The 15,066-nt window shown below is 40.0% G+C and carries 11 protein-coding genes and 1 tRNA gene; all 12 read left to right on the top strand.

Annotation, left to right across the window (positions count from 1 at the left end; all coding sequences use genetic code 11):
* Positions 1-510: EF-Tu/IF-2/RF-3 family GTPase (locus ACFINH_RS05890; RefSeq protein ID WP_375632379.1), on the top strand; the 510-nt coding region annotated here is incomplete at its 5' end.
* Positions 511-557: 47 nt separating this feature from the next.
* A tRNA-Trp gene (locus ACFINH_RS05885) sits at positions 558-633 on the top strand.
* A gap of 199 nt (positions 634-832) precedes the next feature.
* Positions 833-1,045: a preprotein translocase subunit SecE gene (gene secE, locus ACFINH_RS05880; RefSeq protein WP_273790652.1), complete on the top strand. Its 213-nt coding sequence runs from the start codon at positions 833-835 to the stop codon at positions 1,043-1,045.
* A gap of 20 nt (positions 1,046-1,065) precedes the next feature.
* The gene (gene nusG / locus ACFINH_RS05875) at positions 1,066-1,596 is read left to right on the top strand and encodes a transcription termination/antitermination protein NusG (protein WP_012755024.1); all 531 of its coding nucleotides are present in this window, start codon (positions 1,066-1,068) and stop codon (positions 1,594-1,596) included.
* 150 nt (positions 1,597-1,746) lie between these two features.
* Positions 1,747-2,175: a 50S ribosomal protein L11 gene (gene rplK / locus ACFINH_RS05870; RefSeq protein ID WP_273723157.1), complete on the top strand. Its 429-nt coding sequence runs from the start codon at positions 1,747-1,749 to the stop codon at positions 2,173-2,175.
* Positions 2,176-2,179: 4 nt separating this feature from the next.
* Positions 2,180-2,884 carry a 50S ribosomal protein L1 gene (gene rplA, locus ACFINH_RS05865; RefSeq protein WP_375613460.1) on the top strand — a complete coding sequence of 235 codons (705 nt, stop codon included), beginning with the start codon at positions 2,180-2,182 and terminating at the stop codon, positions 2,882-2,884.
* Positions 2,885-3,239: 355 nt separating this feature from the next.
* Complete coding sequence (gene rplJ, locus ACFINH_RS05860; protein WP_012755027.1) at positions 3,240-3,758, top strand: 50S ribosomal protein L10; 519 nt, start codon at positions 3,240-3,242, stop codon at positions 3,756-3,758.
* A 101-nt stretch (positions 3,759-3,859) separates the two neighbouring features.
* A complete protein-coding gene (gene rplL, locus ACFINH_RS05855; RefSeq protein WP_375632378.1) occupies positions 3,860-4,231 on the top strand; it encodes a 50S ribosomal protein L7/L12 in 372 nt (123 codons plus the stop codon).
* A 289-nt stretch (positions 4,232-4,520) separates the two neighbouring features.
* Positions 4,521-8,669, top strand: a complete 4,149-nt coding sequence (gene rpoB / locus ACFINH_RS05850; protein ID WP_375612113.1) for a DNA-directed RNA polymerase subunit beta — start codon at positions 4,521-4,523, stop codon at positions 8,667-8,669.
* Between the two features lie 172 nt (positions 8,670-8,841).
* Complete coding sequence (gene rpoC, locus ACFINH_RS05845) at positions 8,842-13,053, top strand: DNA-directed RNA polymerase subunit beta' (protein ID WP_375612114.1); 4,212 nt, start codon at positions 8,842-8,844, stop codon at positions 13,051-13,053.
* Between the two features lie 714 nt (positions 13,054-13,767).
* A complete protein-coding gene (locus tag ACFINH_RS05840) occupies positions 13,768-13,971 on the top strand; it encodes a hypothetical protein (RefSeq protein WP_375613464.1) in 204 nt (67 codons plus the stop codon).
* A 205-nt stretch (positions 13,972-14,176) separates the two neighbouring features.
* A complete protein-coding gene (locus ACFINH_RS05835) occupies positions 14,177-14,866 on the top strand; it encodes a nitroreductase (RefSeq protein WP_375632380.1) in 690 nt (229 codons plus the stop codon).
* Positions 14,867-15,066 lie beyond the last annotated feature (200 nt).

Below are 15,066 nucleotides of genomic sequence, written 5' to 3'. Positions count from 1 at the left end.
ACCGTTGTTACGGGTCGTGTTGAGCGTGGTGTTATTAAAGTTGGAGAGGAAATCGAGATTATCGGTATTCGTCCAACGTCTAAGACGACGGTTACAGGCGTTGAAATGTTCCGCAAGCTTTTAGATCAAGGTCAAGCGGGTGATAATATAGGAGCTCTGCTACGTGGTGTTGACCGTGAAGGGATTGAGCGTGGTCAAGTATTGGCGAAGCCAGGATCCGTTACACCTCATACACGGTTTAAAGCAGAAGCTTACATTTTGACAAAAGATGAAGGTGGACGTCATACACCATTTTTCACGAATTATCGTCCTCAGTTTTACTTCCGTACGACGGATGTTACAGGTATTGTTACGCTTCCAGAAGGAACGGAAATGGTTATGCCAGGTGACAATGTTGCGATGGATATTTCGTTGATCGTTCCGATAGCGATGGAAGAGAAACTTCGTTTTGCTATTCGTGAAGGTGGTCGTACTGTTGGTGCCGGTATCGTCTCTAAGATCATTGAATAAATAATGCTTGTTAAAGGGGTGTTAAAAGTGTTTTAGTTTTGAGAGTTAGGGGTATAGCTCAGTTGGTAGAGCGGCGGTCTCCAAAACCGCAGGTCGCGGGTTCAAGTCCTGCTGCCCCTGCCAAAGAGGGATTTTACATATAAGGGAGTGGATTTTGCTGCCTTTTTCGCTTTTTTTGATATGGGGCTTGTTTTTTTGTGTGTGAAACGGTATTGAATAGAAAGTAAGGAAATTGCATAAGTCTGAAAGTTGGCTTTTGCGTTTTTTCCTGTTTATTTTGTTCTATAAAACACAATAGGACTAGAGAGAGTATAGTGTGACGATGGCATCTAAAACCAATCCGATTACCTTTTTGAAGCAGGTTTATGCAGAAACAATTAAAGTGAAATGGCCTACACGTCGTGAGACGGTTATTTCTACTATTATGGTTTTGTTGGTAACTGCATTGGCTTCAGCTTTCTTTTTTATTGTGGATCAGGTTATGCATTTTGGTGTTTGGCGGGTTATTGATCTTCTGAAATATCTTTTTAGTTGAGAATGTAAGGAAGTGTGATTGTGGCAGCTCGTTGGTATATTGTTCAGGCATATTCAAATTTTGAAAAGAAAGTAGCGGAAGCTATTGATAAGGAGGCAAAGCAAAAGGGACTTGATCATCTTTTTGAGAAGATTTTTGTTCCAACAGAGCGTGTTGTAGAGGTTCGTCGTGGACGCAAAGTTGATGCTGAGCGAAAATTTTTTCCTGGTTATGTTCTTGTTCGTGCTGAGTTAACAGATGAAGTTTATCATCTTATTAAGAATACGCCTAAAGTGACAGGTTTTTTAGGGTCGGATGCGCGTCCTGTTCCTATTTCTGATCGAGAGGTTGAACAAATTCTCAAACAAGTTCAGGAAAGGGTTGAGTCTCCAAAGTCCTCTGTATTGTTTGAGGTTGGAGAGCAAGTTCGCGTTGCTGATGGTCCTTTTGTTTCGTTTAATGGAATTGTTCAAGAGGTTGAAGAAGAGCGCTCTCGTCTTAAGGTTGAAGTGCTTATTTTTGGGCGTCCTACGCCTGTTGATTTGGAATTTGGTCAGGTTGAAAAACTCTGATTAAACTTAGAGTAGTTTTAATTACTTTAAGGAAGGAGTGGGAGGTGATTTATAGCTTTTGTCGGCTTAATGATCCGAACCACGTGACTGCAAGCGGGTAACGGGCAAGATGAATTGTCAGTATACCAGTGAAATTAAAGGCAGATTGTTATGGCAAAAAAAAGTATAGGTCAGCTTAAGTTGCAGGTTCCTGCAGGAGCTGCTACTCCATCTCCACCAATTGGTCCAGCTCTTGGGCAGCGTGGTATTAATATCATGGAATTTTGTAAGGCGTTTAATGCAGCGACACAAGAAATGGAAAAGGGGGCACCGATTCCAGTTGTTATTACGTATTACCAAGATAAGTCTTTCACCTTTTCTCTCAAGACGCCTCCTGTATCATTCTTTTTAAAGAAGGAAGCAAACCTGAAATCTGGCTCAAAAGAGCCTGGTAAAGTGTCTGTAGGAAGCATTTCTCGCGATAAAATTCGTTCGATTGCGGAATCAAAGATGAAAGATCTTAATGCGAATGACATTGAGGCAGCAATGCGTATGGTTGAAGGTTCTGCTCGCTCGATGGGCTTGGAAGTGGTGGGCTAATATTATGGCAAAAGTAGCAAAAAGAATAAAAAATATCCGAAAAGATATTGATTTTAATGAACTCTACGCTTTAAAAGATGCCGTTTCAATGGTTAAGGAGCGTGCCGTTGCTAAGTTTGATGAAACAATCGAAATTTCAATGAACTTGGGTGTTGATCCTCGTCATGCTGATCAAATGGTTCGAGGCGTTGCTCATTTGCCTAATGGAACAGGGAGAAATATTCGTGTTGCCGTTTTTGCTCGTGGGGATAAGGCTGAGGAAGCTAAGGCGGCAGGAGCTGATATTGTGGGTGCCGAAGATTTATTTGAAAGCGTTAATAGAGGGACTATAGATTTTGATCGTTGTATTGCAACGCCAGACATGATGCCTCTTGTTGGTCGTCTTGGTAAGATTCTTGGTCCACGGAGTTTGATGCCGAATCCGAAAGTTGGTACTGTAACACTTGATGTCGCCGGTGCTGTCAAAGCTTCTAAAGGTGGTGCTGTTGAGTTTCGCGTGGAAAAAGCTGGTATTGTGCATGCTGGTATTGGTAAGGCTTCTTTTGGTGTTGAAAAAATCGTAGAAAATATAAAAGCCTTTGCAAGTGCAGTTATTAAAGCCAAACCGCAAGGTGCAAAAGGTGAGTATATTAAGCGCGTTGCTGTTTCGTCGACTATGGGAATTGGTGTTAAAGTTGATCCAGCAACGGTTCGTTCAGAGCTAGTATAAGCTGATTTATAATTTTGTTTTGGGGTATGGGAATATCAAAATTGTATTTAAAATGCTGATTTTGATCAGCTCGCTATCTAAGCTTTATAGGGCTTAGGTTGTACCGGGAGAAATTCCGGAATATCCTGTCCGAGATTGTAGGTGATGCTTTTAAGTATCTTAATCAAAAAAAACCTGCATGAGACTGGGGTAAAAACTGAGAGTTAAAAGACTTAAAGGGTTTGAGCCAAGGTTGCCTTTGAACGCTGTGCGTGAAAAAGGGGACAGGATCCTCATCGGTGACATGAAGTATTTTATGTTATCAAAGGTAACCAACAGGTTTGTTTTAAGCAAATCTGTTAAATGGAGAGAGACAGTGAATAGAGCGGAAAAACGCGAATTTGTTACATGGCTTAACGAGGCTTTTCGGAAGTCTGGTTCTGTTGTTGTTGCACATTATTCCGGTCTGACAGTTTCACAGATGAATGATCTGCGTTCGAAAATGGGTGAAGCTGGCGGTGCCGTTAAGGTCGCCAAAAACCGTCTTGCTAAAATCGCTCTTCAGGGCACGGAATCTGAATCGATAGTGGGTTTGTTTACTGGACAAACACTTATTGCTTATTCAGAAGATCCAATCACAGCACCGAAAGTTGCTGTTGATTTTGCGAAAAGCAATGACAAATTTGTCATACTTGGCGGTTCAATGGGTGCAACAAGTTTAACTGTAGATGCTGTGAAGTCATTGGCTTCATTGCCTTCATTAAACGAGTTGCGTGCAAAACTTGTGGGTATGATTTCTACCCCTGCGACCCGTATTGCACAGGTTGTTAATGCCCCTGCTGGTCAGGTTGCACGTGTCATTGGAGCATATGCTCAGGAGGATAAGGCGGCTTAAGGCTGTTTGTATTCACGTTTATGGAAGAGCTTTAATGCTTTTCTGTTTTTTTGAATAAGATTTAATAATGGTTCAAATCTTTTAATTGAAGGAATTTAAAAATGGCTGATCTAGAGAAGATCGTAGAAGACCTTTCTAATCTAACCCTTTTGGAAGCCGCTGAGCTTTCTAAGTTACTTGAAGAAAAGTGGGGAGTTTCGGCTGCTGCTCCTGTAGCTGTCGCTGCTGTTGCTGGTGCTGCTGCTCCAGCTGCTGAAGAAAAAACAGAATTTGATGTTATTCTTGTTGAAGGTGGCACACAAAAAATTAATGTTATTAAGGAAGTTCGTGCTCTTACTGGACTTGGTCTTAAAGAAGCTAAAGATCTGGTTGAAGGTGCACCTAAGCCTATTAAAGAGGCTGCTTCTAAAGAAGAAGCAGAAAAAATTAAATCTCAACTTGAAGCTGCCGGTGCTAAGGTGGAACTTAAGTAAATTTAATTTTATCGGCGGGCATTTATGTTCGCCGATTTTCTTTCTCTTAATACAAAGAGGGAAAATAATGAGTAAAAAACTTTTCCCAATGGTTTCGTAACAGGAATGGGATAGGTTTGGATTACTTACCCCTTCATCATAGAGTCAAAGAGATAAATGGCTTATGTTGGTGGGGAAAGTTAATGATGCTCATTATTGAGTGTCAAGTGAACTGGTCTGCATATGCAGGTTAATGGTATAAGGCTTTCAAGGTTGGTCTACCTTGAAGAGTAAAGATCAAGGAGCGACGATGGCTCAGACTCACGCAATGATGTCTCAATTCAATGGTCGTAAGCGCGTACGGAAATTTTTTGGTAAGATTCCTGAAGTAGCAGAAATGCCGAATCTTATTGAGGTTCAAAAAGCCTCATACGATCAATTTCTCATGGTTGAGGAACCGAAAGGTGGGCGACCAGATGAAGGTTTGCAAGCTGTTTTTAAATCGGTTTTTCCTATTTCAGATTTTTCCGGTACAGCTATGCTTGAGTTTGTAGGTTATGAATTTGATTTACCAAAATTTGATGTTGAAGAGTGCCGTCAACGTGATTTAACTTATGCTGCCCCATTAAAGGTCATATTGCGTTTGATTGTTTTTGATGTTGATGAGGATACTGGCTCCAAAGATATCAAAGACATTAAAGAGCAAGGCGTTTATATGGGCGATATGCCTTTAATGACGACGAATGGTACCTTTATTGTTAATGGTACGGAGCGTGTTATTGTTTCTCAGATGCATCGTTCTCCTGGTGTCTTTTTTGACCATGATAAAGGAAAGTCCCATTCATCAGGAAAGCTTCTTTTTGCTGCTCGTGTTATTCCGTATCGTGGTTCTTGGCTTGATATTGAGTTTGATGCTAAGGACATCATTTATGCGCGTATTGATCGACGGCGCAAGATTCCTGTTACTAGTCTTTTGATGGCATTAGGTATGGATGCGTCGGATATTTTATCGACGTTTTATGATAAAGTGACTTATGAGCGTGATGGAGAAGGATGGCGAGTTCCTTATTCTGTGGATCGCTTTAAAGGAATGAAGCTCATTTCTGACCTTATAGATGCAGATAGTGGTGAAGTCGTTGCGGAGGCTGGTAAAAAATTAACAGTTCGTACTGCGAAGTCTTTGGTAGAAAAAGGACTTAAAGCGGTTAAAGTTAGTGAAGATGATTTATTAGGTTGTTATCTAGCCGAAGATATCGTCAATTACGAAACAGGTGAAATCTACCTTGAAGCTGGTGATGAAATTGACGAAAAAGTATTAAAAGTTCTGCTCGATGTTAGTGCTGATCAAGTCAATATTCTTGATATTGATCACATGAATATTGGCGCTTACATCCGCAATACTTTGAAGGTGGATAAAAATGAAAGTCGGCAGGATGCGTTATTTGATATTTACCGGGTGATGCGTCCAGGTGAACCTCCAACAATCGATACAGCAGAAGCAATGTTCCATTCATTGTTTTTTGATCCAGAGCGTTATGATCTTTCAGCTGTCGGGCGTGTTAAGATGAATTTACGTATGGATCTTGATTGTCCAGACACAGTTCGCATTTTACGCCAAGAGGATATTCTTGCTGTTGTTAAGATGTTGGTTGAATTGCGTGATGGACGTGGTGAAATTGATGATATTGATAATCTTGGCAACCGTCGCGTTCGTTCCGTCGGGGAGTTGATGGAAAATCAATATCGCATTGGTCTTCTTCGTATGGAACGTGCGATAAAAGAGCGTATGTCATCGGTTGAAATTGATACAGTTATGCCACAGGATTTGATCAATGCAAAGCCTGCGGCAGCAGCAGTCCGTGAATTTTTTGGGTCTTCACAATTGTCGCAGTTTATGGATCAAACCAATCCATTGTCAGAAATTACCCATAAGCGCCGTCTTTCTGCTCTTGGTCCAGGTGGTTTGACTCGTGAACGTGCGGGTTTTGAAGTCCGTGACGTACATCCTACGCATTATGGTCGTATTTGTCCGATTGAAACACCAGAAGGCCCCAATATTGGTCTGATTAACTCCTTAGCAACATTTGCGCGAGTTAACAAATATGGCTTTATTGAAAGCCCATATCGAAAAATTATTGATGGAAAAGTCACAAAAGAAGTTATTTATCTTTCAGCGATGGAAGAAGCAAAGCATTATGTCGCTCAGGCTAATTCTTCATTAGATAACGAAGGTCGTTTTATAGAAGAGTTTGTTGTTTGCCGTCATGCTGGTGAAGTTTTAATGGCGCCGCGTGATCATGTTGATTTGATGGATGTTTCACCAAAACAGTTGGTTTCAGTTGCAGCAGCGCTTATTCCTTTTTTGGAAAATGATGATGCGAATCGTGCGCTTATGGGATCGAACATGCAGCGTCAAGCAGTTCCTCTTGTACGCGCTGAAGCGCCATTTGTTGGGACGGGAATGGAATCTATTGTTGCGCGCGATTCAGGAGCTGCTGTGAGTGCAAAACGTAGTGGTGTTGTTGATCAAGTCGATGCTACCCGTATTGTTATCCGTGCAACAGAAGATTTAGATCCTTCAAAATCAGGCGTTGATATTTACCGCTTACAGAAATTTCAGCGTTCTAATCAGTCCACTTGTATTAATCAGCGTCCTCTTGTACATGTCGGTGATAGGGTAGAGAAAGGTGATATCATTGCAGATGGTCCATCCACGGATCTTGGTGATTTGGCTCTTGGGCGGAATGTTCTCGTAGCCTTTATGCCTTGGAATGGATACAATTATGAAGATTCTATTTTGTTATCCGAGCGCATTGTTGCTGATGATGTGTTTACTTCAATTCATATCGAGGAATTTGAAGTTGCGGCACGCGATACAAAACTTGGACCTGAGGAAATTACGCGCGACATTCCTAATGTTGCGGAAGAAGCGTTAAGAAATCTTGATGAAGCTGGCATTATTTATATTGGTGCTGAAGTTCAACCAGGTGATATTTTAGTTGGAAAGATTACCCCGAAAGGTGAAAGTCCCATGACGCCGGAAGAAAAGCTTCTGCGTGCAATTTTTGGGGAAAAGGCATCCGATGTTCGTGATACTTCTATGCGTATGCCTCCTGGGACTTTTGGTACTGTTGTTGAAGTTCGCGTTTTTAATCGCCATGGCGTGGAAAAAGATGAACGTGCGATGGCAATTGAGCGTGAAGAAATTGAGCGTTTAGCAAAAGACCGTGATGATGAACAGTCTATTCTTGATCGCAATGTTTATGCGCGCCTCACCGATATGTTGACAGGTAAAGTTGCTGTAGAAGGTCCGAAAGGCTTTTCGGGTAGTAAAAAGCTTGATAGTACAGTAATGGGGCATTATCCGCGATCCCAGTGGTGGCAATTTGCTGTTGAGGATGAAAAGCTTCAAAATGAAATTGAAGCTTTGCGCAAGCAATATGATGAATCAAAAGAAGCATTACAACGTCGCTTTATGGATAAGGTTGAAAAGGTCCAAAGAGGTGATGAAATGCCTCCTGGTGTCATGAAAATGGTGAAAGTTTTTGTGGCTGTGAAGCGCAAAATCCAACCAGGTGACAAGATGGCGGGACGTCACGGGAATAAGGGTGTTGTTTCACGTATTCTTCCCGTAGAAGATATGCCATTTCTTGAAGATGGGACCCATGCTGATATCGTCTTGAATCCGCTGGGTGTGCCTAGTCGTATGAATGTTGGACAAATTCTTGAAACGCATCTTGGTTGGGCATGTGCGGGGATGGGCAAGAAGATTGGTGCTTTGTTAGAGTTATATCAAGAGACTGGGGATATATTGCCGTTGCGTCAGCGTATTGAAAATCTTATGCCTGATGATAATCATAATGAACCAGTTCGTCAGTATGATAATGAAAGCCTTTACAAATTGGCATTGCAGATGAAGAAAGGGGTTTCAATTGCAACGCCTGTTTTTGATGGAGCACATGAGTCTGATATTAACATGATGCTGGAAGACGCAGGCTTAGATAGTTCAGGGCAGGTTACGCTTTATGATGGTCGTACTGGGGAGCCTTTTGATCGTCCAGTAACGGTGGGATATATTTACATGTTGAAATTGCATCACCTTGTTGATGATAAGATTCATGCGCGTTCTATTGGTCCCTATTCACTTGTTACGCAGCAGCCATTAGGAGGTAAGGCACAATTTGGTGGTCAGCGTTTTGGTGAAATGGAGGTATGGGCGCTTGAAGCTTATGGTGCTGCATACACTTTGCAGGAGATGCTAACAGTAAAATCAGATGATGTGGCTGGTCGAACAAAAGTCTATGAGGCAATTGTGCGTGGTGATGATACATTTGAGGCAGGTATACCCGAAAGCTTTAATGTGTTGGTAAAAGAAATGCGCTCACTTGCTCTTAATGTGGAGCTTGATGATGCGCGTGAACTTATTGCACAGCGGGCATTGTCTGATACGGCAGAATAATAATTCAAGGAGCGCACTAGAAAAAGGCTGCGCTCTTATTACTTTAAGAGGCTCAATAACCTTATTAAGGCTATACAGGTCATTTTTAAAAGTAAATGTATTTTAAAGAAGATCTGTTATAAAATAAATGAGATATTACAACAGGTTCTAAGAATCTTTGAAGGAGAACAGCATGAACCACGAGGTCATGAATCTTTTCAATCCTCAAGCGCCAGCGCAGACATTTGACTCTATTCGTATTTCTATTGCGAGTCCTGAGAAAATTTTGTCCTGGTCGTATGGTGAGATTAAGAAGCCTGAGACTATTAATTATCGGACTTTTAAACCAGAACGTGATGGTCTTTTTTGTGCACGTATATTTGGCCCTATTAAGGACTATGAATGTCTATGTGGCAAATATAAACGCATGAAGTATAAGGGCATTATTTGTGAAAAATGTGGTGTAGAGGTTACTCTTTCGCGCGTACGTCGTGAGCGTATGGGGCATATTGAACTTGCGGCACCCGTTGCGCATATATGGTTTCTTAAATCATTACCAGGCCGTATTTCTACACTTTTAGATTTAACTTTAAAAGATATTGAACGGGTTCTTTATTTTGAGAATTATATTGTAACCGAACCAGGGTTAACATCTCTTAAGCTCCATCAGCTTCTTTCTGAAGAAGAATATATGCTTGCTATTGATGAATTTGGAGAAGATCAGTTTACAGCTATGATTGGCGCTGAAGCTATTTACGAGCTTTTAGCTAGTATGGAGTTAGATAAAATCGCTAATGATTTGCGTCTTGAATTAGCTGAAACAACTTCAGAGTTAAAGCAGAAAAAATTGATTAAACGACTTAAAATCGTTGAAAATTTTCTTGAATCTGGAAATAAGCCAGAGTGGATGATTATGAAAACAATTCCGGTTATTCCACCGGACTTGCGTCCATTGGTTCCGCTTGATGGTGGGCGTTTTGCGACATCAGATCTGAATGATCTTTATCGGCGTGTTATTAATCGTAATAACCGCTTGAAACGGCTGATTGAATTGCGTGCTCCTGGAATTATCGTACGCAATGAAAAGCGTATGGTACAAGAAGCTGTTGATGCATTGTTTGATAATGGACGGCGTGGGCGTGTGATTACTGGAGCCAATAAACGTCCTCTTAAGTCTTTATCAGATATGTTGAAGGGCAAGCAAGGGCGTTTTCGTCAGAACTTACTTGGGAAGCGTGTTGATTACTCGGGGCGTTCTGTTATCGTGACGGGTCCTGAATTAAAATTGCATCAATGTGGTCTTCCCAAAAAAATGGCTCTTGAATTATTTAAGCCTTTTATTTATGCGCGGCTTGATGCAAAAGGCTATTCATCAACGGTAAAGCAGGCAAAGAAGCTTGTTGAAAAAGAACATCCAGAAGTTTGGGATATCTTGGATGAGGTTATTCGTGAACACCCTGTTTTACTCAACCGCGCGCCAACATTGCACCGTTTGGGGATTCAGGCTTTTGAACCTATCTTAATTGAGGGAAAAGCTATACAGCTACATCCATTGGTGTGTACTGCTTTTAATGCAGATTTTGATGGTGATCAGATGGCGGTTCACGTGCCGCTTTCTCTTGAAGCACAGCTTGAAGCCCGTGTTTTGATGATGTCCACCAATAATATTCTTCATCCGGCAAATGGTGCTCCCATTATTGTTCCCTCACAGGATATGGTTCTTGGTCTTTATTATCTTTCAATTGTTTCTGAAAAAGAACCAGGTGAAGGAATGGCCTTTTCTGATATAGGTGAGCTTCATTATGCCTTGGAAAATAAGGTTATAACGCTTCATACGAAGATTAAAGGCCGTGTTAAGAATATGGGGAAGGATGGAAAAGAAGTCTCTAAACTTTATGATACGACACCTGGTCGTTTGATTATCGGTGAGCTTTTGCCAAAAAGTGCGGATATCTCATTTGATATTGTCAATCAAGAGATGACGAAAAAGAACATTTCTAAAATGATTGATCATGTTTATCGGCACTGTGGACAAAAAGAGACGGTTATTTTTTGTGACCGTATTATGCAGCTTGGCTTTTCTTATGCTTGTCGTGCAGGAATTTCATTCGGTAAGGACGATATGGTTATTCCTGATAGTAAGTCGCGTTTAGTCGCAGAAACAGAAGCTTTGGCTAAGGAGTACGAACAGCAATATAATGATGGTTTGATTACACAAGGTGAAAAATACAATAAGGTTGTAGATGCTTGGGGTAAATGTACAGATCGCGTCGCAGATGAAATGATGAAACGTATTCAAGCTGTGGATTTTGATCCTAAAACAGGTCGTCAACGGCCGATGAATTCTATCTATATGATGTCGCACTCTGGTGCTCGTGGTTCTGCTAACCAGATGAGACAATTGGCCGGTATGCGTGGATTAATGGCAAAACCATCGGGTGAAATTATTGAAACACCCATTATTTCAAATTTTAAAGAAGGTCTAACTGTTAATGAATACTTCAATTCCACGCATGGTGCACGTAAAGGACTTGCTGATACTGCGTTAAAGACGGCGAACTCTGGTTATTTAACACGGCGTCTTGTTGATGTTGCACAGGATGCTATTATTTCAGCAGTTGATTGTGGTACCGCAAAAGGGCTTACCATGCAGCCGATTGTTGATGCAGGACAAATTGTTGCCTCCCTTGGGCAAAGAATTCTTGGTCGTACAGCGCTTGTTGATATTCTACATCCTGTCTCTGGAGAGGTTATCCTTGAAGGTGGAGCAATGATTGAGGAAGCTGATGTCGCGAAGATTGAAGCAGCTGGGATTCAATCTGTTCAAATTCGTTCTGCATTAACATGTGAAACACGTCTTGGTGTTTGTGCAAAATGCTATGGTCGTGATTTGGCGCGTGGAACACCTGTTAATCAGGGAGAAGCGGTTGGTGTTATTGCTGCTCAATCCATTGGTGAGCCGGGAACACAGCTTACTATGCGTACTTTTCACTTAGGAGGAACTGCGCAGGTTGTTGATTCATCGTATTTAGAGGCATCTTATGAAGGTAAGGTGGAAATTCGTAATCGTAATGTAGTTCGTAATTCTGAAGGCCATTTGGTTGTTATGGGGCGTAATATGGCTATCCTTATCAAGGATGAGTTAGGAAAAGAGCGCGTTGTACATCGTGTTAGCTATGGTGCTCATATTTTTGTTGATGATGGTGATGTGGTTAAACGTGGCCAACGTATAGCAGAATGGGATCCTTATACACGTCCAATTTTAACGGAAGTTGAAGGCTATGTGGGTTTTGAAGATATGATTGATGGTTTATCTGTCACTGAAACAGCTGATGAATCTACGGGTATTACGAAGCGTTTGGTGATTGATTGGCGCGCTAATCCACGTGGTGCGGATCTTAAACCAGCTATTATTATTCACACGGATAAAGAAGGTGAATCCATTGCTAAATTGTATAAGGGAGGTGAAGCCCGTTATATGATGTCAGTGGAAACTATTCTTTCTGTTGAGCTTGGTGCTCATGTTAAGGCTGGTGATGTTATTGCTCGTTTGCCAATGGAAAGTGCCAAGACGAAAGATATTACGGGTGGTCTTCCTCGTGTGGCTGAGCTTTTTGAAGCGCGTCGTCCAAAGGATCATGCGATTATTGCTGAAGTAAGTGGTACAATTCGATTTGGCCGTGGTTATAAGAATAAACGTCGTATCATTATTGAACCAAATGATGAAACTCTTGAGGCAGTAGAATACTTGATTCCAAAAGGTAAGTTGTTCCACTTCCAAGAAGGCGATCAAATTGAAAAGGGAGATTATATCCTTGATGGTAATCCAGCACCTCATGACATCTTGGCGATTAAGGGGGTTGAAGCTTTGGCATCTTATCTTGTTAATGAGATTCAGGAGGTTTATCGTCTGCAGGGAGTTCTTATTAATGATAAGCACATTGAAGTGATTGTTCGTCAAATGTTGCAAAAAGTTGAAATTACTGAATCTGGAGATTCTGGTTATATTCCAGGTGATAATGTTGATCGTATTGAACTTGATGAAATCAATGATAATTTGATTGCAGAAGGGAAGAAACCTGCATCTGGTAATCCCATTCTTCTTGGAATTACAAAAGCTTCTCTTCAAACACCTTCTTTCATTTCGGCGGCATCGTTTCAGGAAACAACACGTGTTCTTACTGAAGCAGCAGTTTCTGGTAAAATTGATACTTTGCAAGGACTTAAAGAGAACGTTATTGTCGGTCGTCTTATTCCAGCAGGTACGGGTGGTACAATTTCTCAAATCCGTCGTATTGCTGCAGTTCGTGATGATTTGATTGTAGATGAGCAGCGTAAGTCTAGTAATAACGAAGTGGCTAAGGCTATGTTGACAAATATGACAACCGGGGCCGTTACTGAATAATTTAAATACAACACCACATAATATAAAAACGTCTGAATAGAAAGTTCAGACGTTTTTTATTTCGAAATGCAGAAGTTGTATATTTTCTTGAAAAATATCAAAAATTATAAGGCGATAGTTATTTTAAACATCTTTAGTAGCTTATTATTTTGTAATGATGCTTATCTTTTTTGTTACTTTATTTTAAAGTTTCTTAATTTCTAAAAGCAGTATAGAATTTTTCCAAAATATGTGAAACTCAAAAATCATATTCAAGGAAAAGAGTTGATTATCTACAAATCAAATAAGATTGATTTTGAACTTTAGGAAAATTTTTGATTGATATCTTCTATAAAAATTTAAAAGGACTTATGATGAAAGATCAAGAGTCTTTTCTATAATCTAAAAAATAATTGATTCTCTACTATACAATGTTTGTGAATGTATTTTCTTCTAAATTAGAATGCAGAAAAGTAGAGATTAAGGTGCTCACTAAGTTTTATAAAAAATAGACATATTTCTTATAACAATGTGATCTATGCAGACAGAATAATAAAATGTACGAATATTATTCAATTGGAAAATTAACACGTGAGTTTTCAATAATAGCTCGAACTTTGCTATGAAGAAGAGGGACTTCTTATCCCTTTTCGGTGTGGAAGTACACGGCTTTATACATAAACGGATCGTCATAAGTTAAAACAAATCCTGTATGCTAACAGAGTAAAATTTTCGTTGTCTGAAATATCTGATATGTTGACAATGGTTGGAAAACCACCTGATGATGAGAAAAAGCTTAAGAAATTAATTGCAGGAATTCATAAAAAACGAACTGATTTAAAGCAGATGCAGCATGATGTTGATGATCTTCTACAGGATTTAGAACGAATTGAAGAGAGTTTTTTTGAGAGCTTAGCGGAGTTGGGGGGTAGTCATTGATTATAAATTTATTTTGTCTTCTTTTAGACTAATTTCTTTCTCTTAAAAGAGATAGATTATACCGTCTCTAAGGGGAATATTTACCACTGCGTGAAATGTGTAAGTCATTTAAAGAAATAGAGTGTTTGAAAAAGCTGCAAAGGTATTTTCGCAGTATATTATTCTTGATAAGAAAAAACTATTTTTCATAAAGAAAGTAAAAACAATGACAATTTCTCCTATGAGTGTTTTTCAATCTATATTGTCACGAAAGTCAATTCGCGCTTTTACTGATCAGCCAGTTAGTTTGGAAACAATCAAAGAAATCTTAAAACTTGCAGCACGTGCACCATCTGGAACAAATATTCAGCCATGGCAAGTAATTGTGCTTACAGGAAGTGTATTACAGAAAGTAGGGCAAGAGCTTTCACAACTTGTGCTTTCAGGTGTAAAAGGAGAGCGTGAATATAGTTATTATCCACGTCAGTGGCGTGAGCCCTATATTTCAAGGCGTCGAAAAGTTGGTTTGGATCTTTATCAGAGTCTTGGAATTCAAAAAGGTGATGAAGAAAAAATACTTCATCAAAAGGCGCGAAATTTTTTATTTTTTGATGCACCTGTAGGACTCTTATTTACAATGGATCACGACATGGAAATGGGGAGTTGGCTTGATTTGGGTATGTTTATGCAGACCATTATGTTAGCTGCACGTGGATTTGGATTAGATACCTGTCCTCAAGCTGCTTTTGCTGATTATCATAAACAGATTCGTACGCTTTTATCTATTCCTTCTGATCGCCATATTATCTGTGGTATGGCACTTGGTTATCGCGATATGAGTGCTCCAGAAAACAATTTTGAGACAGAACGAGAATCGTTAGAAAAATTTGTACGTTTCATTGAAACATACCCATAAAATATTTTATACAATTAAGCATATGTTTTGAAGAACTTAGTGCATTATGAAAAATATTTCCGATAAGATTTCTCATCCTTATTGAATTTTAATATTGCATATTAACACTTATTTTACTACGTTTGGAACATTGGGAGTGGTGACTCTAGGGGCATTGTCCGTTTTAAAGGTTGGCTAATGGAAAACACTATAGAAAGAAA

Origin of the sequence: Bartonella sp. AA74HLJMH (genome assembly GCF_042197045.1) — a bacterium.
In the GTDB taxonomy this organism is placed as follows: domain Bacteria; phylum Pseudomonadota; class Alphaproteobacteria; order Rhizobiales; family Rhizobiaceae; genus Bartonella.
The sequence above is the reverse complement of the archived record's forward strand: the minus strand, read 5'-3'. Positions and strand labels throughout refer to the sequence as shown.